Source organism: Mucilaginibacter boryungensis (assembly GCF_015221995.1).
Lineage (GTDB): Bacteria > Bacteroidota > Bacteroidia > Sphingobacteriales > Sphingobacteriaceae > Mucilaginibacter > Mucilaginibacter boryungensis.
Window position 1 is genome coordinate 1,432,342 of the sequence record NZ_JADFFM010000001.1, and the last position, 23,903, is coordinate 1,456,244.

Sequence of the window (23,903 nt, forward strand, 5' to 3'; positions counted from 1 at the left end):
TTAGTTTATTTATATGGTTCAACAGATAGCTCGGAAGCCCTTAATTTATTGGTACCTAATAATTCGGTTCGTTTGTCCATTGCTTCGGCACGGGTTTTAAACGCGCCAAGTATAACCTTATAGTTACCACCTCTAAAAACCTTATCGGTTAATAACCGGGCTTCGGTAAAGCCTTTGCTTTTTAATTCAACAATGCGTTTATCAGCCTGTGACCTGGTAGGGAACGTTAGCGAATATATCACCCATGATCCTTTTGGTACTACGTCGCCAACGGTGGTATTAACAGGCGGTGCTGTTGCCTGCGGCGTATTAGCCACCGGGGTTTGTGTTACAACTGCCGGTTTTTTTACCTCAGTAACAGTTTCCGTTTTTTTAACACCAGGCTGTTTAGCTGATGCTGTTGATGTATCTGCCTGGGCTGTACTATCGTCAATAATAACGGGTTCTTTAAGTTGTAAAGTATCGTTATCTGCTTTTTTCGTGACCACCGGTTTGGGTGCCTGGGTTGTATTCGACTTGTTAAGGAGGCTAACATACTTATTGAATGTATCGGGCCTGAATTTATATAGTGCACCCAAGGCAATAACAATTACAGTAAAGGCAATAAGGATAATTAGCCAAACACTCATTCCACGGCGCTCGTCTTCGTAATATTCTTCGGCAGGCACTTCTGTTTCAACCGGTAAGTCGGTATCTGGTTGGGTTATTATAGGGGCATGGGTTTCAATTACGGGAGCTATTGGCCCTTCTTCAATTTTTTCCGTTAATTCATCTGTACGTGTTACCGGCTTTTGAGCGGCAGCTTCGCCCACACGGTAAGCGTCAAGGGGTTTGTAGCCAAAAAAAGCCGGGTCATCCAGTTTTGGGTTAGAATGAAAGGCCAATTTTAACCCATCCGAACTGAATGAGCCCAATTGTGCAAAAGCCACATTTTCCACCATAGCCTGGCTTTTCAGGTTGGAAATATACTTTTCAATAAAGTATTTGGCCGATGCCTGCGATATGTTTTTTATACTGGCAATATAATTAGCCAGCGAGTCGTCCTCATCAATTATCTGGGGATCAAATTGTACCGAATAATGCGGCGGGTAAAACTTTTTCTCATGGTTATCATAGTAAGCAGCTGTCCGAATTTGTACAAAGTAACCCAAATTAGGTACTGTTAATTCGCCTTGCTGCCCCAGCAGATCGCTTATATAATAGGCTATATCCATGTGGCTAAAAGTAACAGTAAATTATAAAACATCAAAGGCTTTAAAAACCATAACTTACACCACCAATAATGTTGAACCCATAGTCGGGATAATACAGCCACGATGAGTAGGTTGCATTTAATAAATTGTTGGCCTGTAAAAATATCCCCAAACGTTTATTCACTTTGTATTCGGCACCTGCATTAATATCAGCAAATGATTTTAATGAAACTACCCTGGTAGCACCCACGCCCGATGCAGGGTCGGCAACCAGGTCTTTGGTATCGCCCCTGAACAGCAATGTGCCCATTAACTTTACCTTATCACTGATGTTAATATTGGTGCCTGCGCTTAGTTTAAACTTAGGCAGGTTCCACGGTTGTGCTTCAGTAGCCATTTTATAATCCTTTATTTCTACCCGGCCAAAAATATCTAGGTCATCGGATGCTTTAAAGTCTAATTCACCATTAAAACCAGTAACTGTGGCCTTTCCGCCATCGTAAATAACGTTAAAGCGGTTGTATCCGTTGGTGAAATTGAAGTTGCTGATAAACAGCGGCATATTCTTTACATCGTTGCGGAATACGGTAGCCTTAAAGCCCAATCCAGGCGCTAATGTACCTTTTAAACCTGCGGCAAGGTCTAACTGATCAACCGAGTTTTTAATATTGATATTCTGACCTATGAACGGATTGGTTTCAGAAAAGTCTTTTAGTGATGATTTGTTTACATCACCTTTTGCTTCGGCAAACAGGCGTACATATTTAGGGATGATCTGTACTTCTAAACGTGCAGCTGGGAACACAAATAAGCGCGATGAAAAAACAAATTCGCTTACAATATTGATACCCGCGTCTATCTTATAATTCTCGCCTTGAAATTTCAGGTAGGGGTTTGCCCTTACCAGGTTGTTACCGATGGAATACAAAGAGTCTTTCTGAGTACTCAGATCAACAGAAGCATTTAAGCCGGCATAAAATTGTTTTACGGTTTGATTAATGAAACCGGATAATACTACATTACTTTCTTTAGCATGAAAAGCGTTGTTAAATAAATAACCGTTCAGCTTTAAGGCATAGGTAAAATCCTTTTCAATATCCTTAAAGTTTTTGGTAAGATCTCCTTCTGCGCTTAAGGTATTAAAGGTTTGTTTGGCAGGATTAATTGGCGTAACAGGCGGATCGAATTTATTATAACCATAAAAATAATTTCCCTGACGTTTGTAACCAATGGTGCCATGCAGACTATTTACTTCGCCCACGCTTTTACCAAACACGCCGATCTCATCTTTGCTTTGGTTTTGTTTGGCATAAGTATCACCTGCCTGCGCAAAGTGTTTTACGTATAATCCCGTTTGCAAAGCAGCATCGCGACCGTTGTTCACATACAGTTCGGCATAGGTAGATTTTAGGTTACCTGCACCGGCTTTAACCAGGTTGTTATACAAAGCCGAATCCAATTCTGCAGGCATTTTTACAGCCTCCATTTGTTTAATATCGGTATTGCGTTCCAGACGTTTATCTATGGGCTTGTAAGCCAGCGGGGCTTTAAACGGCGTTTTATCATCCAGATCCGGATTGCGGCGAATTTTCACCGCATCGGCCAGCACCGGTTTGTAGGCCGTGGTTACAATGATCTCCTCGGACAGGCTTTGGTTATTAATGCCGGTTTGACCGGCCTTTTTACTGGTATCCTGCGCTATTTTAGAAGCGGCATCGCCCAGGTTTTGCGCGGCCGACCTTGTTGGTGCTGCTGCTGGTTTTTTAGTTACAGGCTTAGGAGCTGGCTTTTTGGCCACCGGTTTAACTGTAGTTTTGGGTTTTGTTGTCGATTTTTTTTGTTGCGCTTTAGCAGGGGCAAAAAATAATGCCATTCCTAAAATCAGCAGCGCGTATATATATTTAAATTTCATTGCGTGTTTTCCTTCTTTTAGTTATTACCGGTTTTCTTTACCTCGTTCTGTTGCGTACTATCGGCAGGGGCTGTTTTGGGTTCTTCCTTTACACTGCCCGGCGCAATTCTTTGCAGTTTGGCTTTAGCCTCGGGCAGTACGTCGTCATCGCCTTTATAATTCTCTATTACACTTTGTAAGGTGGCTTTGGCCTGGAAATTATCTTTCAATGCTATATAATCATCAGCCAGCAATACAAAGGTTTTAGCTACCCAGTAATCATAGTTAGACAGTTCCTTAGCCAAATCGAAACAAGTTTTTTGTGATGCTTTGTACTGGTGTTTTAAATACTCTATACGGGCCAGGTTGTATTTGGCTTCGGCAGCGGCAACGGTTTTAGTATTGCTAACGGTATAGTCAAACTCATTTACGGCCGCTGTAGTATCACCTTTTAACAGGTAAGCTTTGCCGGCATATAAACCTGTCCTGAATTTATCTTCCTGTGCCGATTTCTCATTACCGCGTACCAGCGTAACATATTTCAGCACATCGTCTGGTTGTCCTATTTGCGAATAGCACAATAACAGGTTATTTATGGCAAACGTATAATCCGCTTTGTATTCCGAATTTGTTTCTAAGCGTTTCAGGAATACAATGGCTTCATTATATTTTTTCTGGTCGAGATATAGTTTCGACATACTGATCAACGCTTTCTCTGAATAGGCGCTGGTCCAGTCGTTTAATATTACATTATAATCCTGTACGGCTTCATCCGGCCTTTTCAAATTAACCAAAGCCTGGGCGCGGATAAAACGCATTTGCTTTTCGTATATCGGTTTTGGGAACTTATCGTAATAAGCATTAACGGCCGCTACGGTTCCCTGCCAATCGCCTTTCAAGTATTGATTGTTAGCGGCAGTTTGCATAATGGCTTCCTGTTCGGCCGAACTATAGTTACCAATAGGGGTGGTAGTGGCGTAGTTGATGAAAGTTTGCGCATCGCCCTTATCGGTATATATTTTCTCCATCTGTTTCAAAGCCTGCCTGGCCTCATCTGTTTGCGGATAATCTTTGATCACCCGTTTAAACGATTCAATAGCCAAATCCTCTTTATCGGCATTGTAATCTATCAACCCAATAGTTACCAGCGCGCGCGGGATATAGCTGCTGCGCGGATATTTATCTATCATAGATAATAAGTCGGATTTAGCTTTATCCCCATCGTTCTTTACATAATAAGTATAGGCGATCTCGAAAGCGGCATCGTCGGCAAAATCTGAGCTTGGGAACTTGTTCAGTACTTCATTTAGGGTACTTATCTTAGCATCCGGCGATCCCTGTAACCCCTGGATCATACCACGCTGAAACATGGCGTAATCTTCGGTTTTATTATGTTTGGCTATAATGCGATTGTAATAATCCATAGCCTTGCCATAGCTTTTCATTACAAAATAGCTGTCGGCCAAACGTGTTAAAGCATCGTTAATTGTATTAGGGTCTTTCTCGTCGCCGTTTAAAAACTTCTCGAAGTAAGTAGCCGCTTTTTTATACTGCTCGCCGTTAAATGCAGCATAAGCCAATGCATAGTTAGCATAATTATATACATCGGTCTCCGGTGCATCGGGCATATCCAGAAAAGTTTCAAACCGTTGTACCGATTCATTGTATTTCCGCACTTCATACATCGCCTCAGCCATCCAATACATTGTCAGCGCTTCAATTTTGCTATCCATCGGATATTTCAACGAACGAAGGAATATGCCGATAGCATTTTCGAAAGCACGTTCGTTAATAAACTCGAGCCCGCGGTAATAGGTTACTTTTTGGTAGGCTACTTTGGCGCTTTGGGTTTTGTTAGGGATGGGTTCCAGTATCTCTACTGCTTCGCGATAATTATGTGAACTTAACAATTCTTCGCCCAGTAAAATCTTCATTTCATCCTGACGGGCTGACCGTGGATAATTCTTCAAATACAAACGTGTAGCTTCCAGCGCCTGGGTATAAAAATCAAGTTCGTAAGATAACTTGGCATATTGGTACAGGGCATCCTCCTGTAATTGCTTATCAAAAGGCAGTTTAGATGCTACCAGGAACGCATTGCGGGCACTTTGTTTATTGTTAAGTTTTAAGAAGGCATCGCCTAAGGTATAATTACCATTTTGGGCGTAAACATCGCTTTTATCCACCATTTTTTCCAATTGAACGGTGGCCTTTTGGTATTCACCAATTTTGTAATAGCCATAACCCATTTGGTAACTGTCCTGCGTGTTTTGTGTACGGCCGTTATCCTGTGCTTCAAATTTTGAATAGTATTTTACTGAGTTAGGATAATCGGATTTGGCAAAGTACGATGCCGCTACAATGCGGAACATCTCCGTCTCATTCTTTTGGTGTGTGCTGTTCAGGATAGGGATGGCATAATTCAATACATCATCATATCGTTTGTCTAAAAAGTAAACAGCGGTAATGTAATAGGGATAGCTGTCCCTGTATTTTTTAGAATCCTTTAACCGTTCGAAATTTACAAGCGCCAGGTGATAATCTTTATTCAGGTAGGCTATGTAGGCAAAATAATAAGTTGCATCCTCGGTAAAAGGCGACCGTTTGTCTTTTACTTCGCTAAATAAAAGCTGGGCGTTCTTATAATCGTTTGTAGCAAAATAGGCATAGCCTTTACGGAATTTGTATTCGGTATTTTCGCGGCCGTTCAAATCTGATGCCTGTACTTTATCGTACCAACGCAGTACATCCTGGTATTTACCCTGTTTAAAGTACGATTTACCTATTTGAAAGTAAGCCAGTTTGGTTAATGGGTTTTCAGGATGCTCTTTAATAAAGCGTAAAAACATGCTCTCGGCATCGTCATTACCCAATTCAAGCGCGCAAAAGGCTTCGTAGTACTGCGAATTTTCCTTTAACAGGGATACCGATGTTTCAAAATCGGGTTGGGTAGCAGTTCCGATCTTAGCTTTTTCAACCAGCCTGAATTGCTCGGCTGCAGCTACATATTTGCCTTTGTCCATTAGCTCGGTAGCAGTATGGTAAGTTCTATATAGCTGGCCCGCAGGGTTTTGCTGAGCATAAAGCATTGACAAGGAAAAAACTGGAAGTATAAAAGCGATGTACTTAAGTTTCATCATATAGTAGGTATGATATAATTTGTGCTAAAATAGCGTTTCCGCAAAGATGTAATCCACAGGAGTAATTCACAAATGTGGAAAACACTTTTTTAACGAACTTAAGTCAACGGATGGTATAAGTGTGGAAAAGTTTATTGGTGTGAAGAAGGATTAGATGTTATCCGGCCACCAGCATTGCATTGACCAGTGCGTTATACAATTTCTCTATTTCGATAGGCTTACGCAGGAAGCCATTAAAGAAACCGGCATATTCATCCTGATGCTCGGCAGTGATATCGGCTGTAAGCGCAAAAATAGGCGTGAAGGAATTAGGATTATTTATTTCTCTGATATTCTTTGTAGCGTCAAAGCCATTCATTTCAGGCATATGAATATCCATCAGTATAAAATCGTAAGCCCGCAACTTTGATTTTTCTACCGCTTCAACACCATTTTTAGCATGCTCGGCAGTTACACCCCAGTTGCTTAGCAATTTGCGGGCAACCATAGCATTTATCAGGTTATCTTCGGCCAGCAAGGCGGTTTTATTAGCCAGTTTATCTAATGGCGCCTGTGGTGTAATAGCTTCAGTAGCTATGCGTTTGGCTTTAATATCGAAGTGGAACGCCGAGCCTTTGCCTACAACACTACTTACATGCACCTTGCTTTTATAAAGCTCTGCCAGTTTTTTTACAATGGCCAGCCCCAGCCCCGAGCCGCCGTGTTTGCGGGTAGTAATAGATTTAGGTTGCGAGAAACTCTCGAAAATTTCAGTAAATAAATTGGGAGGGATACCTACACCGGTATCGGTAACCATAAACCGCAAATAATCGTATGCTTTATCGGTTTTAACTTTAGTTACACTAATATCTACACTACCCGTTTCGGTATATTTTATAGCATTGCCTATCAGGTTACCTAATATTTGCGATAGCTTGGTCTCATCCAGCTCATAGCTTTCGCTTATACCTTTGTCTACTTTTAAAGATAGCTTCAGACCCTTTTCGGTGGCCATGTTTTCGTAAACGGCCAGCAAGTTCTCTACCAGTGTGTAAAAGTTACAGGGCTCAATATCCAGTTGCATTTTGCCTGCTTCCAGCTTAGTAAAATCCAGTATCCCGTTAATAATAAGCAGCAGGTTGTTTGATGCGAATTTTAATGAGTTGAGCATCTTTTGCTCTTCCTCATCCGATTTGTCCTTCAGCAGCGATGTGATCGTGATCACCGCGTTTAAAGGTGTCCGTATCTCATGGCTCATGGTCGACAGGAAATCCTGTTTCAACTTAGCGGACTGTTCCGCGAGTTCCTTTTTCTTGATGATCTCGTCCTTCTCTTTTTGCAGTTTCGCTTCCTTTTCCAGCGATTCCATCCGGGTGATCAGTTCGTAGTTCTCAATGATCTGGAGGGTTTGGGTATTAATAACAGTTTCTTTCTGGCTAAGGTAACGTTCCAGATAATCCAGCGCCATTGTTGTATTACCTTGTTGTTTATGTAGCTGGTAAAGTAAATGATCGCATTTAAATTTAATGATGGCTATATTATAGGTCTCGCTAAAATTTAATGTTTTTTCTAATAAACTCTTTGCCTCTTTTAGCCGGTGCATCCGCATGTACAGGTCGGCCAAACGATGGTAAGCCATGCCCAGGCCCAGCTTTTCGCCTACCTGCTGATGGATATTGATACATTGGTTAAGGTCTTCCTCGGCCAGCTTGTATTGCCCTGTGTTAAGAAATACCTTGCCGCGCCCGTAAAGTGCAAAGGCCAGGCCACGAATGTCGCCTGTTTTATTCTTCATCGCTATAGAGCGTTCTATCAACTCTAAAGCTTCTTTTATTTTACCCTGTTTAAGATAAATACCCGATAGCGGGTTATAAGCATTTGATTCAAGGTTGATATCTTTTGCCTGTCGGGCAGATTCAATAGCGCCTTCGTATGATTTGATGGCATTTTTCTGATCACCAAAGTATTCATAGATGGTTCCCAACGATTTTTGGGTACGTGCCTGGTTATGATAATCTTTGTATTTACGGTAAGTAGTAAGACAATTGATCAGATATATCAATCCCAGGTGGTAATTGTCGGTTTTATAATAGTTACCGGCAATGCTGTAACGGGCATCTGCTATACCCCGGTCATCATTAAGTTCCTCGAAATATTTGATGGCTTCCTCGGCCATGCTGATAGAGCGCTTGTATTCGCCCTGTATCATATAAAAAAGCGAGAGATGGTTAAGGCTTTTTCCAATTAACTCGTGGTTGTTAATTTGCCTGCTAAGCGACAAGGCATGAGTAGCCAATTGAGTGCTGTGGGATAAATCGTTAATACGCCCGGTATACGCTTCATCCAAAAGCGCAGTAATTTTATTGGCATTAACACTCTTGTTTTTATCCACTGAAAAAATATTTTAACCTATCGCTTATTAATTAGTTATTATGAAAATTCAGAGTACAATTATGATAAATTAATAGCTATTTAAAAAGGGGTAATAACTAAAATTAGTAATTTATTATTTATATAATTAAATGCGCAGTAAATATTATTTGTAATACGTAAACCTTAATTTTTTTGTTACCAATGTTAATTGTTTTATATAAAAGTGGCTACCTTCGTTAAGGATGGGTATTAACACTATTGTTTGAAAGGGTTTGCTTAATATTATTCAACATTGTTTATTGAACATACAAAGCAAAACGTATTGCAAGTGTCGGTAATGCAATAACATCCCAGTGTCCCCCACACGCAATTTGCATCTATAACTATTTTTTAATTTAATGTTCCAGGGGTTGTGAAAGTAAATGTAATAGTATTTTTATTAACGATAACCGTTTTAAAATTATATGCCGAAACTGATACCGTACGAAGCGCTACGTTAAAAAATGAAACCGATATCGGAGATATCAGGGCACGTATTTTTCATAGGCCAACAAAATTGGACACTGCTATCTTTAAGTTCAGAAAATTACTTATCCCTTCTTTTTCCTATAACCCCAGCGCTGGTTTTGAATTAGGCCTATCTGTATCTGCATTAAAGTTTTTGGGACATCCGGACAGCACAACTATATCTACCGGCGAAGTTGAAGTTTCAGCATCAACCAAAGGCATATTATATATTAATTACAAGCACAATATATACCTGCCAAAAAATAATTGGAGCCTGCAGGGTAACTGGCAGATAGGCCGTACGCAAGCGTTGGATTATGGAGTAGGTACTGGCCGGCGCAGCGAATATGCCATGTTCAACATCCCGGATGATGTTTACCAGCTCAAATACACCTCGTTCCGTTTTAAGGAAACCGCATACAGAAAAATAAAGGGTAAATTTTACGGCGGTATAGGCATAATTTTAAATGCTTATACAGGTATTGATGAAGAACACCGGGATGATATTAATGCTTATCATTACCAATACAGTATCCGCAACGGTTTCCCGCTGTGGCACTATTTGGCCAATGCAGTTACACTAAACCTGCAGTATGATAGCCGCGACCATCCTAACCGGCCATACAAAGGTATTTTTGCCAACTTACGTTTTAAAACCAATCAAAAAATAATAGGCAGTTCGGAAAACGCAACGCAACTCATAACTGAATTCAGAAAATACTGGGGGCTATCAGATCTTAACCCCGAGCATATATTAGCCTTTTGGCATTGGGGCAGTTATTTGTTGAGCGGAAAAATACCTTATCTTGAACTGCCTGGCACCAGCAGTGATAACGACGGGCGTGGCGGCAGGGCTTACACGGTTGGACGGTTTAAAGGATCTTCTTTTTTTTATTCAGAAACCGAATATAGGTTCCCTATATCAAAAAATAAATTAATAAGCGGCGTAGCATTTATAAACGCGCAAACGGGAAGTAACGAAAATGGATTAACAAAAGTTAAACTTTTTCAGCGTTGGGAGCCGGGTGTGGGTGCCGGGATAAGAATATTATATGATAAATATTCCCGGTCGAACATTTGTGTTGATTATGGTATAGGTAATTATGGCTCGCGCGGTTTTTTTATTAATTTGAACGAGACGTTTTAGGCCTGGTCATTGGGCTTTCGCTTCTCTGCATAAACATAATAGCTTTCTTTGCACTTAGCACAAAACTGCTTTTTTATAGGAAGAAAAAACAGGAAGTTTCTAACAAGCCAGCTTCTATGTAATTGGAAATGATATGGTTGCCCGCATTTTGGGCAGTATTTTCCTGAACTGATACTAAAGATATTTGCCAAAGGCTTTTTGTTTTAGTTTGAAACTGCAAAATAAAACAAATTTTGGGTTTATGCCAACAGATTATTTAGCCCACAAATATCTTTTTTTATTGCACCTGAAACACAAATAGCGCCTGATTGGCAGCCAAAACAATAAGGTTTTTACTAATGGCCCACGCGGTACGCGCTGGTCTACTTTTGTACTGCATTTTGGACAGACAAGAGAGTTAATTGTGGGTTTGTTTGAATTATTTAGAGGGATAATCATTTAAGATTAGTATGCTATTTATATAACCTTAAGCAAATATAATTAATAATAATATACTGTAATAATATATTAATAAATATTGTTATGACTGGGTGTTGTCACGTTCATGTTTTCAATGCCGGATAAAACAAAAAGGCGACGTTCAACCGAACGTCGCCTTTTTGTTTACTTTCTTTGCCTGTTAATTATGCGTCCTGATCACCGTAACACCTTTTGAAGGGTGTGTGATAGTATGATGGCTGCGATAATATGCGCGTTGCGCTGCGCGGCGTTTTTTTGCTACATGCCTGCGGTGTTCGTTACCAATAATGTAACCGCCCCCGGCGCCAATAGCGCCACCTATTAAAGCACCTTTTACGCCATGGCCAATTAGGCCGCCGGCAATTGCGCCGCCAGCACCACCAATTATAGCGCCCTTAGCCTGGCCGCTCATTTTTTTCTTTTCCTGTGCAAGGGTATATTTACTATCCGCAATTAACACGGTAAGTATCATGCATAAACTATAAATTAACTTTTTCATTGATATTTGTGGTTTTAGTTGTTTTACCAATGTATTAAAACAAATACCAGGCCAATAACCCTGAAGTGTATAATTAATTATTTTTGATAGCTGTAACACGCGCACCATTGTTATCTAAGGTTTCAAAAATAATAGTTTTAGTATCCAGGTGCGATACCCAAAACGGAAAGGTACGGGTTTTACCATCTGGCATTTGCTCGGTATAATTAATGTTATCACCATTGGTAGTATATGTCCCGTGCGATAGTATTTTGCCGCCCCAGTTAATATAAAGCTGATTTTTGTTGGTGAAACGAATATATGGAGCAGCGGCTTTTAATGTATCACCGGGGATAGTGTCCGTCATATCATCGCCTTTTGGATGATCGATCTTAATATACTTCCAATCGCCGTACAATAAGTTTTCCTTAATGCTGTGTTTGCAAGCTGTAATTAAAAACAAGGGTATTATGAATAATAAAAGTGTTTTCTTTATCATACAAAAAGTATTGTAATTTATTTAACTGAATGTATTATTAATATCGCATAAATTAAGATAGTGTAAACTATACCGCTTATTGCTTGTTAAGTACGAATAGGCCGCAAAAAAGCTGCTTAATTATATCACCATGAACATACCAAAAAGCGATTCCCAAAATACAGATAAAACCATTAGCGAGCTTAAAGATCTGCAAACGGAATATCCCTTAAGCGAAAAAGATGAGGTTAAAGCGGCCGAGCGTAAAACAGGTAAGCTGCATAAAAAAGCAGCGCAAGCATCTAAAAAAAAGAAGTAATTTATACCTGCTAAGCGGTACTATTTAATCACCTCTGTATTGGATTTTAACTGTTTAATTTGCAATTGTGCATGTCTGTTTTCCAGGTAAAAATAAATAGCCGTAGCTAAAAATATTTTACCTAATATAAATACTGCCGCAAATACCCATTTCCAGCCCTTATGTATATATACATGGCTTGATCTTGATTCTACATTGATATATTGCTGTGTATTACCTTCGGATGGTGCAATATTATTATATGCCTGGAAGGCCTTCGCCGCCTGTTCTTGGACAATTATCTTGTTAATATTAGCTTCAACTTCATCCCTGATACAAGATGACGGTATAAGGGCCATTGATTGGGCTAACAATTCCAAATCTCCTTCCAGTTTAAATAATGCATCGCGTATTTCGGGATACTTTTCTTTCAAATGCAATATCTCGCATTCTTGGGCAGGGGTAACTCCCCCGGTTATATATGCCTCAAGGATACCGCTATTAATATACTTTTCTACATCAATGGTCATGTAGCTTTTCTAATTACGGCAAAAGCCTGTTGTAAAATCTTTTTTATCTCATCTTGGGGCTTATTAAGCTCGGTGGCTAATGTGCCGATACGCTTTCCGCTGTAATATACACTGCAAAATATAAACAGTTCTTCTTTACTCATCCTATCTAAAAATTTATTAGGGCGTATAGGTAAATCGGGCAAGTTATCATTTACGATGTTACAGGCCGGGATGGTTTCAAAAAAGTCGGTTAGTAATTTGCGCGCCAACAGTTGCAGGCGATGATAAATATTTACGCCTGGTTGCGTTATATCATTCAAATGCTCGGGTAATTCGTTAAAAACAGATACAAGGTATTGCTCGGCTATGTTTTTATCCTTTACCACTTCAAAAATATAGCCCAAAAGCATAGCTGCATACTCGTCGTATATAGCTCGTATAGCCGATGACGCATTTATTAATGAAATGTCCTGGTTCAAAACAATAGTTTTACTGTAAAATTTATTAGGCTGGATAAAAATACATAAAAATAAATGACTTACGTTGAAGTTAAAAAAATTATTAGTGCGGAAAATCTGTTTACGGTTTGTTTGTAAAAACAAAGTGGGCTGCTTATTGCTTTAACATGTAAAATAATACACCTATAACCATGAAACAGAAAGCGGTAATGCGCATTTTTAATGGTGGTATGAAGCTGGATGATATTGCGCTAACCAAGTTGTTTTTGAAACAACTTGATAATATCTATTGTATAAAAAAACACCTTTTGGATATACTGCCCCGGTTAGCCGATAAGGCTTCGTTCCCGGCTTTAAAAAATGCTATATTAGAAAATACCGACCAGATAAAAATACAGGTATTGCGCATGGATATGATTTATAAAATATATCAGGCAAAATACCGGCCACACAATTGTATAGGTATTAAAACCATGTCGCTTGAGGCCTATATAGCCGCCAAAGTAGAGGAGCAAACACCGCTTGAACGCGACCTGGCCCTGCTAATACATTTACAGATAACAGAAAGTGTGGAGATGGCTTATTTTAATGTATTAAGGAATATTGCTGATAGTATAAGCGATAAAGAGGTGGTGACGCTGCTGGATCAAAATTTTGATACGGCTATTAAAAGTAAAAAGATGTATGAATTAATTGCTAAAGAATATATTTCATAATAATATAATATATTGGACACTAATAACAAGCATAATTATAACGCGTTTTAGCGACCATGGGAAAAGTGTTATTAGTACTGATCTGCTGCTGTTTAGGTTTTTCAGCATCTGGTCAGGATGTGATAGAAACAGCCAAAGTTATTGATACAAATGGCAAAACCGACCTTATAGATATAGCCCGTTCACTGTTTCATATAAAATCCCAGCGAATGAAAAGCGAATCGGGGAAGAACTTTTATTTTTCCTTTTTACCGCTTTCATCAACTGTGCCGGGTGGGGGGAAAGCATTGATCACATCAACAACCGCAGGCTTTTACCTGGGCCCGCGCGATAGTACCTATCTGTCTACCGCAAACTTTGCACCTTATTTAAATTTTAAAGGCCGCTTTGGGCTACCGCTGCGCACATCGTTATGGGCAAAAGATAATAGCTGGAACATACAAGGCGATACCCGTTTCCTGGTTTATCCGCAATATACCTGGGGACTTGGCGGTAATAACGACGAGCAAAACAATATACTGGTCAATTATAAATACATCAGGTTTTATCAGGCGGCTTTAAAACGTATTAATAATGTTTTTTATGCAGGTATTGGATATAATTTGGACTACCATATTGATATATCGGCCGAAGAAACGAATAAAATAAAAAGCTTTACCGGTTACCAGTTTGGCGCAGCAAACGATAATAATTCATTCTCATCGGGTATTACCTTTAACCTGCTGTACGATACCCGCGAAAATTTATTTAACCCTTTGCCGGGTACTTATGTAAACGTAGTTTATCGTTATAATACCAAGGCATTGGGTAGCCAAAACAACTGGCAATCGCTGTATTTGGATGTGCGTAAATACATCACCCTGAAAAAAGAACGCAAAAAGAACCAATTGGCTTTGTGGGGTTATTATTGGACTACGCTAAACGCCGGCACACCATATCTTGACCTGCCCAGTGTAGGCTGGGACCCCTATAACCGTTCGGGCCGGGGTATGGAACAAAACCGTTACCGGGGACAAGGCATGTTTTATTTTGAAACAGAATACCGCCGGGACATTTCCCGAAATGGTTTGTTTGGTTATGTGTTGTTCGCTAATGCTACTTCGGTCACCGAGGCTGCCGGCCGCAATTTTAAATATATAAACCCGGCTATAGGCGGCGGGTTTCGTATCAAATTTAACAAAGGTTCCGATACCAATGTAGCAATCGACTACGCTTTTAGTAAGGGGTATAATACTTTTATCCTGGGCCTGGGCGAGGCGTTTTAGTACGATAGTAAATATACCTAATCTGTAGTCCGATCAGTAATTAACTACCTATAAATGTACTTCCTTTTTTAGACTTCGTATTACCAGCACTACACTAATTAGCATGAGGAAAGCGCCCAGGATATACGGTGCGCCAGGAAAGTAAATGTTTGAATGCTTATGCGAAAAAAACTTAAAGCTGTATCCCATTACCAGCGGACCAATAATTAAGCTGATGCTGGACAGCAGGGTTAAGCCACCTTGCAGTTCCCCTTGTTCGTTAGGGGGGAATTTGCTGGTGATAAGGCCTTGCAGCGCGGGTCCGGAGATACCGCCAAAGCAATAGGGCACCATAAATACGTATATCAGCCAGCCTTTACTGGCAAAGGCTATCAGTGTAAGCCCTATACCATAGGATATTAACCCTGCGATAATGTTCTTTTTTAAACCCCACTTGGGTATTAAATAACGAATAAGCCAGCCCTGTATGCCAATTAACAGTGTCCCGATAAATATACCCAGGATACCGACACTGGTCATAGTCCAATTAAATTTTTCATACACGTAAAAGGATAATTGATATTCTACCGCTTTTTGTGCAATATAAACCAGCGTAAAAGCTATAGCTAAACCTGCAAGTGCTTTGTATTTACCCAATTGCAAAAACGAACCTATGGGATTAGCACGCTTCCATTCGAACTTGCGGCGGTGCTGCTTATCAAGCGATTCCGGCAAAACAAAATATCCGTATAGTGCATTAAATAGTGCCGCGGCGGCTGCTGCCATAAATGGGAACTTAATATTAATATCGCCCAGAAAAGCCCCGGCAGAAATGCCGATAATAAAGCCCAGCCCTGATGCCGCGCCCACTACGCCAAAATTAGCTGCACGTTTATCACCAGTGCTTATATCGGCAATGTAGGCGGTAGCCGTAGCCATGGTAGCGCCTGTTATACCAGCAATGGTACGCCCCACAAACAACCAGAATACAGTAGGGGCAAAGGCCATAAAAGTATAATCGATACTAAACCCAAGCAGGGAGATCAGCAAGATAGGCCGCCGCCCAAAACGATCGCTCAGGTTGCCCATAATAGGCGAGAAGAGCACCTGCATAAGTGCGTACGTAAAAGTAAGCCAGCCGTTAATTTCAGAAGCGGCGGAGTTATCTACATGGCCCAATTGTTCCAGCAGTTTCGGAATAACCGGGATGATAATGCCCAATCCTAACACATCAATAAAGATGGTGACAAAAATAAAGCTCAGCGCTTTTTTAGGATTAAGTGTAGGAATTGTTGGAGCCTGCATCAAGTGTTTAAACCGCTTTTGCTTTAACTTGTTTTTTGAAATTGCGGATAGCCAGCAACGCGCTTAAAATCATCAGTGCTGAACCCAGCAAGTACGGCGCCCCGGGAAACTGAACAGGGGCTTTGCTATTGGTGAAAAAGTAAAAGATCTGCGTCATTACCAGTGGTCCCAATATAGAGCTTAAACTCATTAAGCTGGTTAGGCCGCCCTGCAGTTCGCCCTGGGCATTTTTAGGTACGTTATTGCTGATATAACCCTGTAAGGCTGGCCCCGCTATGCCGCCCAAACAATACGGTAACAGGAAAGCGAACATCATCCAGCCGCGTGTAGCAAAGGCAAACAGGATAAGCCCGATACCGTATAACGTTAACCCCATCCATATGCTGCGCTCGTAACCTAATTTTGGCAAGGTAAGGCGTATTAAACCTCCCTGTACCACTGCTGTAAACAAACCTACGCAAGCCAAAGAAGCCCCTTGCATAGTAGGATCCCAGTTAAATTTTTTGATAGTGTAAAATGTCCATACGCTTTGCACAGCCTGCGCTGCAAAATAGATAAGGAACAACGAAGCGGCTAAACCTATTACATTTTGATACTTCGCTAATTGCTTCAGTGTTCCAATTGGATTAGCACGTTTTAGATCAAACTCGCGGCGGTGTTCTTTATCTAACGATTCCGGCAAAATAAAGAACCCGTACATGGCATTTAAAAAGGCCAGGCCGCCGGCTGCTATAAACGGATAGTGGATATCATACTTACCTAAAAAGCCGCCTATCGCTGGTCCAATAATAAAACCCAGGCCAAAGGCGACACCTATCATCCCAAAGTTAGCAGCCTTTTTTTCAGGGGTGCTTACATCAGATATATAAGCCGACGCTGTAGTGAAACTCGCGCCGGTTAAGCCTGCTACTATACGGCCTACAAACAGCCAGCCAATAGTAGGGGCAAAGGCCGAAAAGAAATAATCAATACTGAAGCCCAGCAATGAACAGAGGAGTACGGGCCTGCGGCCAAACTTATCGCTAAGGTTACCTACAATAGGCGAGAACAAAAATTGCATAATAGCGTATGATGCCGTTAGCCAGCCCCCATAAGATGCGGCCTTGCTCACATCGCCATGTATCAGGTGCTCTATCAGTTGCGGTACAACAGGGATGATAATGGCCAATCCCATCACATCTATAAACAGTGTTGCAAAAATAAAACCAAGTGCCGCCTGGCGTTTAGGTTGCGCAGATTGATCCATAGCCCGCAAAATAGTTATAAAAGGTTAATTTTTAGTTATCAGGAAATTATTTCAATAGCGGGTCTTTCTCTTTGGTAAAGTGGTTGTACACCAGTTTATCTAACAGCGATGGTAAAAATTTACTTAAAAATACCGTTAGCTTCCCGTTTACGGTCATCACCAGCGTGCGCGAACGGTTCTCCACGCCATTGGCAATGCGGCGGGCTACCTCGTCTGCCGACATCATTTTTTGTTCATCTAAACTGCTTTCGCCTTGTTGGCTGCCATCTTTAGCCAAAGCAGTATTGCGTATATTAGATGCCGTGAAGCCCGGGCAGGCGGTCATTACATGTACGCCCGTTTTCAATGTTTCTACTCTTAACGAGTCCAAAAAACCATTCATGGCAAACTTCGAGGCAGAATAACCCGTACGCCCGGGCAAGCCTTTATAGCCCGCAATAGATGATACGCCTACAATACTGCCCTGGGTTTTCAAAATTTCAGGCAACGCATGTTTAGTGCAGTATACCGTGCCCCAAAAGTTAATATCAATAAGGGTTCTTAATACGCCAAGATCAACATCATTAAATAAGGCACGCATAGATATTCCTGCGTTGTTTATTAAAACATCAATATTCTGAAAAGTAGTTTTAGCTTGTTTTATTAACAATGCGCAATCCTCTTCTTTGCTTACATCACATTGCACAGCTACGGCTTTAATGGGAAATTGCTTTTGCAGGTCGTCGCAAATTTCGCATAGCGTAACGTACTGCCGGGCAGCTAATACCAGGTTTGCGCCACGCCGGGCAAATTCATAAGCCAGTGATTTTCCGATGCCTGATGAGGCCCCTGTAATAATAACAACTTTATCTTTCAACTTCATACGAAGGCTGGTAAATAGCCCCCATACCTTTTAGTTGTAAGCGAGGCATCTTTAATAAGTATTTGCCTGCGAAGATAAACATAGCGCCGTAATAATTTTTAATGTACTGCCAGCTATATTTACGTACACTTTGTTCTTTAAAGTGAATGATATATGTTTTTGGAAAGTAGTAGTTTTTAAAGCCTGCCTGGCGGATACGGTAGGAGAGGTCGATATCCTCGCCATACATAAAAAAGCGTTCGTCAAGATAGCCTGTGCGGTCCAGCACCGATTTGCGCATCAGCATAAAGGCCGCGTTAATAATATCAACCTCCGCTGTTTCAAACTCGTCTATCCAATATTTATGGGTACGGTCGTACAGGCGCGATTTTGATAACATTTTTGATAATCCTGTCAGCCTGAAGAAGGTGGCCCATTGCGGTGTCAATCCGCGTTTAGATTCAGGCAGGAAATCGCCCATCGGGTTTATCATACGTACACTCACACCACCGGCAACCGGATGCTTCTCCATAAACTCAATAGTTTTTTCCAGTGTATCTTTTTTTGTAATAGTGTCGGGATTTATGAGCAGTACGTATTCACCCTCCGCTTGCGCCAAAGCTTGATTGTTGGCTTTTGAGAACCCTATGTTTTTGTTGTTAGCTATCAGTTTAACCTCGGGAAACTCTTTCCTCACCATACTGACCGAGTTGTCGGATGATGCATTGTCAACTACAAATATCTCATGTTGTATACCGGCGCAGGCCCTGGTTAGTGTATTTAGGGCTTGCCTTAGCAGCACACATACATTATAGTTAACAATAATTATAGATAGCTTCATATGGTTGATTTATTAGGTAATACGTAAAGCCGATCAGTAATGCTACACGTAACCATTAAAAATACACCAAACGTTATGCCATAATTAATAGTAAGGTAGATATAACGGAATGTTAATAGTTTCTTAACGGACGGATCAACGCGATAAAGAATGTTCGTAAGGGACACGTGTAGTGATAGATCGGCCGAGCGTGATCTCATCTACGTATTCCAGCTCGCCGCCAAAAGCAATGCCCCGGGCAATAGTTGATATGGTAACAGCCGAATCTTTCAAGCGTTTATGCAGGTAAAATATGGTGGTATCGCCTTCCATTGTGGCGCTAAGGGCAAAAATAACTTCTTTTATTTCATCGGCTTTCACACGTTCAACTAACGAATCGATAGTCAGGTCGGCCGGGCCAATGCCATCCATGGGCGATATTAAACCACCCAATACGTGGTATATGCCATTGTATTGGTTAGTATTCTCAATAGCCATTACGTCGCGGGTATCTTCTACAACGCAAACTAACGTGCGGTCGCGCTTGTGTGCCGCGCATATTTCGCAAACTTTACTATCGGATATGTTATGGCAAACCTCGCAGTGCTGTATCTCGTTACGCAGTTTGGTCATGGCGGCACTAAAACGTTCCACGTCAGGCTTATCCTGGTTTAACAGGTGCAATACTAAGCGTAAAGCGGTTTTTTGTCCCACCCCCGGCAGTTTGGCAAACTCGGCCACTGCATTCTCCAATAACTTCGATGAAAAGTTCATTTGTTGCGAAGATAGGGAATAGTCCGGAAGTCGGAAAGACCGGAAGCCGGAAAGAAGAAAGTTTGAGTTATTGAATTATCGCAATATTCTCTAAATTGCCGTCTTAATAACCTCTCCGTTTTTTCGGCTCACCGAATCCGGCTTCCGGATTTTCGGACTTCGGACTTTCGGACTAAATAAAAACCATGACTCCAGGCGTATTACTATCTTTTATTATCGGCTATTTTTTAGTGCTGATATTGATTTCCTACCTCACATCGCGCAAAGCATCAGATAACGATACCTTTTTTGTGGCCAACCGCAATTCAAAGTGGTACCTGGTGGCTTTTGGGATGATAGGGACTGCGTTAAGCGGCGTAACTTTTATTTCTGTACCGGGGAAAGTAGGGGCGCCCAGCGGCGACCAGTTTGCTTATTTCCAGTTTATACTGGGCAACGCGGCGGGCTTTATTATCATCGCTACGGTGTTATTGCCTTTATACTACCGGTTAAAACTGACATCTATCTACAGCTATATTGAAGGTGCTTTGGGCACCTGGAGCTATAAAACCGCGGCGGCCATATTTTTATTAAGCCGTACCATTGGCTCATCGTTCCGCTTGTATTTAGTGGTAATTGTGTTACAGAAATTTATTTTTGATAGTTACGGTGTGCCATTTTGGGCTACTGTACTTATCTGTTTAGTACTTATATGGTCGTACACGTTTAAAGGCGGCTTAAAAACCATTATTATCACCGATAGCTTGCAAACTTTCTTCCTGGTCACTTCAGTATTCCTATCTATTTATTTTATCTGCCGCAGCTTAGATATGAGCATTTTCCAGGCGGCTGAAAGCATTAAGAATAGCAGCTACTCTAAAATATTTTTCCTGAACGATTTTATGAGCAGTAAACTACACCTTACCAAGCAGTTTTTGGGCGGTTTGTTTATTACTATTGGTATGACCGGCCTTGACCAGGACCTGATGCAGAAAAACCTGAGCCTGAAGAATATTAAAGAGGCGCAAAAAAACATGTTTAGTTTTATTGGCGTGTTTGTGGTAATTAATATCTTTTTCCTGAGCGTTGGTGCGTTGCTTTATATGTATGCTGCAAAAAATGGTATCACAGTTGAAAAGACAGACTACCTATATCCAACTATCGCGCTGAAATATTTGGGCGTTTTTCCGGCTATAGTGTTTATGTTGGGCTTAACAGCGGCGACCTTTGCTACTACCGATTCGGCCTTGACGGCGTTAACCACATCCTTCTGCGTGGATTTTTTGAACTTTAGAAAAAAAGACGATATCAATACTAAGAAAGCTATCGCCACCAGGCATGGGGTCCACATAGGTTTCTCTTTTTTAATGCTTTTCACCATTGTATTGTTTAATGCAGTAAATAACGATGCTGTTGTAGGCGCTATTTTCAAAGTAGCATCATACACATATGGGCCATTATTGGGCCTTTATGCTTTTGGCCTGTTTGTGAGTAAACGACAGGTGAATGATAAACTGACCCCGTTTATCTGTTTAATATCCCCGGCTGTGTGCTATTTTTTAAGTACCGAATCAAAAACAATATTAGGTGGTTACGTATTTGATAACGAACTGATAATTGTTAATGGTTTGATCACCTTTTTAGCTTTATGGCTATTTTCCAAAAGAAAGCACCAAAGCAGATTAGCTACAACATAAATTAACAAATTAGAAAACTTTCGTTTAACTTTGACCCCCTTCTAATTTCGGGCAACCGTTTTAGGGGATTATGATCATCTTTCGGACTTTCGGTTTTCGGACGTCCGGACTAATAAAATAAAAATGACTGGAGAAGAAAAAATAAGACGTGCTTTTGAGAATAAAGACTGGCAGGAAATAAAAACATCAGACTCGTGGCAGATATTTAAAATTATGGCCGAGTTTGTAGATGGATTTGAAAAACTGGCTAAAATTGGCCCATGTGTATCCATCTTCGGGTCGGCACGTACCCATCACGATAACCCTTTTTATAAACTGGCCGAAGATTGCGCCCGTTTATTAACCGAACGTGGTTATGGCGTAATATCAGGCGGTGGCCCTGGTATTATGGAAGCAGCCAACAAGGGTGCTTATGAAGCAGGAGGTAAATCGGTAGGGCTAAATATTGAATTGCCTTTCGAGCAGTTCCACAATAAATATATCGACAGGGATAAACTACTGGAGTTTGATTACTTTTTTGTGCGCAAGGTAATGTTCATGAAATACTCGCAAGGGTTTATCGTATTGCCCGGCGGCTTTGGTACGCTCGATGAATCGTTCGAGGCGATAACATTGATACAAACCGGTAAAATTGCCCGTTTCCCAATTGTATTTGTAGGTGTTGAATACTGGAAAGGGTTATTTGAATGGGTTGAAGACAAAATGCTGAATGCCGAGCACAATATCAGCCCGGATGATTTGAACCTGTTTCGCCTGGTAGATACGCCGGAAGAAGCTGTTGAACACATCTTCCGTTTCTACGAGAAATATGTGTTGAAGCCAAACTTCTAAAACTAAAAAAGCTGAGAGCTATAAAGCCCCCAAAAGTCCTATACTCTTGGGGGCATTTTTATGCTTTGTTAAAAATTTAGCCTTAAAGCCACACCTACAGTATTGTTGCGCAAATTATACACCGGTGCAAAAGAGAGGGTTTGAGCTGATTCCAGTTTTCGCAGTTTGCTTTCTGCGTTTAAATAACCGGGTTTATATTTATATCCAACCTTACCAAATTGGGCAATGGAAACAATAGTGCCCACTATAGCCACACCGGCTGCTGCATACGTATAGGTATCCGAGTCGCTTGAGTTTACGCCATCATTCTCTATCGCTTCGTTAGATAAATACATCAGGCCAGCAGTTCCAAGCCCGGTTAATACAAGGAAACCAATTCCTTTGCTCAAATGCGCCTTACTTTCTGCTTTATACCCACTCATGATACTCTTATAATGCCCAATAAGTGCCGTGCGTGCGGTTGAGCTGTTAAATTTAGTAACCATTTGGGTGGCAAAATCTTCAAATCCATAACCCATTAACCGCTGGGCGTAAATTATCTGGCTTATGGCCGTTTCATCGCCGGTTTGTGCTTTTTCTATATTTTGCTGATAAATTAAACTGCCTTTTTGGCGATCAAGTGCGTCTAACCGTTCCTGCCGCTCTTCGCGCGCCGCCTTGGCTGCTGCGTCGGCCCTTATTGCATCACCGAACATGGTCCCGGTAGAGGTAATCGCGTCGCTCATTTTTTGAACTTCTGCCTGCTTTTCATTACGCTGCCTTTCTATTTCTGCCAATGTACGCGCTGTTTCTACCTGTCGCTGGGCCTCTGTAGGGGGCGCTTGTTGCGGCTGATTATTATTTACCGTTCCTGTTTTGCTACCTGAATTTGATGTTGTTGCAGTAGTTGGAGTTCCTGTAGTTGCCGGATGCCCGGCTGCTGACGCGTTTGTTTGAGTTGTACGCACGGTATTTGATGTGGCAGTAGTTTGGCTAACTGCGTTGGCTTTCTGTGCTGCTGCTTTTTCACTGGAAGCTTTGTTTTCTGCTATTTGTGTAAGGTCCTGTACATCAGATATAGTGTAACTTACCGATTTTACCAGGGTAAATCCACCAGCATTATCGGGCAGCCGGCAATCCTTAAAGTTTTTTGAATCTGGACTATTAACAGTATGATCATAATCCTGCGAAGGCTTAAATACACCATTAGGTGGCAAATGAACTGTGCCATTAACACCAATAGTAAAAGATTTACGGCCAACACACGCGAGTTCCATATCAACCTTAATTACCATCCTGTATTCACGCGAGGTTTTGTTTTCTACGGTAAAAAAATAATTTTCCCAGCCCCCTAATGTTGAAAAATGAGATTCTGCACGTACGTTGAAACGCGGGTCGGGCTGACCAAGAACAATCTGCCTGTTTTGTGCTTTTGTGCTCATTCCGCAAAACAGCAGTAACGAAAATGCAATAATTAATTTGGTGAGTTTGTTTGTAAAGTTTAGCATATAATAGTTATTTAATAAATTTCCGTCCTGCTGATTATGATACTTGACTA

The 23,903-nt window shown here is 41.1% G+C and carries 20 protein-coding genes; 6 read left to right on the plus strand and 14 right to left on the minus strand.

From position 1 onward, the window contains the following. Positions 1-5: 5 nt before the first annotated feature. The 4 genes from IRJ18_RS05980 to IRJ18_RS05995 form a co-directional block, all read right to left on the minus strand. Positions 6-1,214, minus strand: coding sequence for an HU domain-containing protein (locus IRJ18_RS05980; protein ID WP_194105283.1), 1,209 nt, complete (start codon positions 1,212-1,214; stop codon positions 6-8). Positions 1,215-1,254: 40 nt separating this feature from the next. Then, positions 1,255-3,105: a TonB-dependent receptor domain-containing protein gene (locus tag IRJ18_RS05985; protein WP_194105284.1), complete on the minus strand. Its 1,851-nt coding sequence runs from the start codon at positions 3,103-3,105 to the stop codon at positions 1,255-1,257. A gap of 17 nt (positions 3,106-3,122) precedes the next feature. Beyond that, complete coding sequence (locus tag IRJ18_RS05990) at positions 3,123-6,224, minus strand: tetratricopeptide repeat protein (protein ID WP_194105285.1); 3,102 nt, start codon at positions 6,222-6,224, stop codon at positions 3,123-3,125. A gap of 157 nt (positions 6,225-6,381) precedes the next feature. Further along, positions 6,382-8,595, minus strand: a complete 2,214-nt coding sequence (locus IRJ18_RS05995) for a tetratricopeptide repeat protein (RefSeq protein WP_194105286.1) — start codon at positions 8,593-8,595, stop codon at positions 6,382-6,384. 537 nt (positions 8,596-9,132) lie between these two features. On the opposite strand from IRJ18_RS05995, the gene IRJ18_RS06000 reads away from it, so the two are divergent. Beyond that, a complete protein-coding gene (locus IRJ18_RS06000) occupies positions 9,133-10,230 on the plus strand; it encodes a BamA/TamA family outer membrane protein (RefSeq protein ID WP_194105287.1) in 1,098 nt (365 codons plus the stop codon). Positions 10,231-10,849: 619 nt separating this feature from the next. On the opposite strand, the gene IRJ18_RS06005 is transcribed toward IRJ18_RS06000, so the two are convergent. Together IRJ18_RS06005 and IRJ18_RS06010 are read right to left on the minus strand one after the other, a co-directional pair. After that, positions 10,850-11,188, minus strand: a complete 339-nt coding sequence (locus tag IRJ18_RS06005; RefSeq protein WP_194105288.1) for a YMGG-like glycine zipper-containing protein — start codon at positions 11,186-11,188, stop codon at positions 10,850-10,852. A 73-nt stretch (positions 11,189-11,261) separates the two neighbouring features. Then, complete coding sequence (locus tag IRJ18_RS06010; protein WP_194105289.1) at positions 11,262-11,666, minus strand: hypothetical protein; 405 nt, start codon at positions 11,664-11,666, stop codon at positions 11,262-11,264. A gap of 130 nt (positions 11,667-11,796) precedes the next feature. On the opposite strand from IRJ18_RS06010, the gene IRJ18_RS06015 reads away from it, so the two are divergent. Then, positions 11,797-11,964 carry a hypothetical protein gene (locus IRJ18_RS06015; protein ID WP_194105290.1) on the plus strand — a complete coding sequence of 56 codons (168 nt, stop codon included), beginning with the start codon at positions 11,797-11,799 and terminating at the stop codon, positions 11,962-11,964. A gap of 20 nt (positions 11,965-11,984) precedes the next feature. On the opposite strand, the gene IRJ18_RS06020 is transcribed toward IRJ18_RS06015, so the two are convergent. Beyond that, positions 11,985-12,473: a hypothetical protein gene (locus IRJ18_RS06020; RefSeq protein WP_194105291.1), complete on the minus strand. Its 489-nt coding sequence runs from the start codon at positions 12,471-12,473 to the stop codon at positions 11,985-11,987. Continuing rightward, a complete protein-coding gene (locus IRJ18_RS06025; RefSeq protein ID WP_194105292.1) occupies positions 12,470-12,934 on the minus strand; it encodes a hypothetical protein in 465 nt (154 codons plus the stop codon). Before IRJ18_RS06025 ends, IRJ18_RS06020 begins: the two co-directional genes overlap by 4 nt. A gap of 170 nt (positions 12,935-13,104) precedes the next feature. Between IRJ18_RS06025 and IRJ18_RS06030 the strand changes: the two genes are divergently transcribed. Together IRJ18_RS06030 and IRJ18_RS06035 are read left to right on the plus strand one after the other, a co-directional pair. Next, complete coding sequence (locus IRJ18_RS06030; protein ID WP_194105293.1) at positions 13,105-13,629, plus strand: DUF892 family protein; 525 nt, start codon at positions 13,105-13,107, stop codon at positions 13,627-13,629. Between the two features lie 56 nt (positions 13,630-13,685). Further along, positions 13,686-14,894 (plus strand): BamA/TamA family outer membrane protein, encoded by a 1,209-nt coding sequence (locus tag IRJ18_RS06035; protein WP_194105294.1) that lies wholly within the window; start codon positions 13,686-13,688, stop codon positions 14,892-14,894. A gap of 48 nt (positions 14,895-14,942) precedes the next feature. Here the strand turns inward: IRJ18_RS06035 and IRJ18_RS06040 are convergent, their stop codons facing one another. The 5 genes from IRJ18_RS06040 to recR all read right to left on the minus strand — a co-directional run bounded on the left by IRJ18_RS06040 (position 14,943) and on the right by recR (position 19,859). Continuing rightward, positions 14,943-16,178: a TCR/Tet family MFS transporter gene (locus tag IRJ18_RS06040; protein ID WP_194105295.1), complete on the minus strand. Its 1,236-nt coding sequence runs from the start codon at positions 16,176-16,178 to the stop codon at positions 14,943-14,945. A gap of 7 nt (positions 16,179-16,185) precedes the next feature. Further along, the gene (locus IRJ18_RS06045) at positions 16,186-17,424 is read right to left on the minus strand and encodes a TCR/Tet family MFS transporter (protein WP_194105296.1); all 1,239 of its coding nucleotides are present in this window, start codon (positions 17,422-17,424) and stop codon (positions 16,186-16,188) included. A gap of 46 nt (positions 17,425-17,470) precedes the next feature. Then, positions 17,471-18,286, minus strand: coding sequence for an SDR family oxidoreductase (locus tag IRJ18_RS06050; protein WP_194105297.1), 816 nt, complete (start codon positions 18,284-18,286; stop codon positions 17,471-17,473). Further along, the gene (locus IRJ18_RS06055) at positions 18,270-19,106 is read right to left on the minus strand and encodes a glycosyltransferase family 2 protein (protein WP_194105298.1); all 837 of its coding nucleotides are present in this window, start codon (positions 19,104-19,106) and stop codon (positions 18,270-18,272) included. The genes IRJ18_RS06050 and IRJ18_RS06055 overlap by 17 nt, the downstream gene beginning before the upstream one ends. 135 nt (positions 19,107-19,241) lie before the next feature. Continuing rightward, a complete protein-coding gene (gene recR, locus IRJ18_RS06060; protein ID WP_194105299.1) occupies positions 19,242-19,859 on the minus strand; it encodes a recombination mediator RecR in 618 nt (205 codons plus the stop codon). Between the two features lie 185 nt (positions 19,860-20,044). Here recR and IRJ18_RS06065 point away from each other — a divergent pair, with 185 nt between their 5' ends. After that, on the plus strand, positions 20,045-21,535 hold the full coding sequence (locus tag IRJ18_RS06065; RefSeq protein WP_194105300.1) for a sodium:solute symporter: 1,491 nt from the start codon (positions 20,045-20,047) through the stop codon (positions 21,533-21,535). Positions 21,536-21,658: 123 nt separating this feature from the next. After that, positions 21,659-22,366, plus strand: coding sequence for an LOG family protein (locus tag IRJ18_RS06070; protein ID WP_194105301.1), 708 nt, complete (start codon positions 21,659-21,661; stop codon positions 22,364-22,366). A gap of 68 nt (positions 22,367-22,434) precedes the next feature. On the opposite strand, the gene IRJ18_RS06075 is transcribed toward IRJ18_RS06070, so the two are convergent. After that, positions 22,435-23,853, minus strand: a complete 1,419-nt coding sequence (locus IRJ18_RS06075; protein ID WP_194105302.1) for a hypothetical protein — start codon at positions 23,851-23,853, stop codon at positions 22,435-22,437. Between the last annotated feature and the right edge of the window lie 50 nt (positions 23,854-23,903).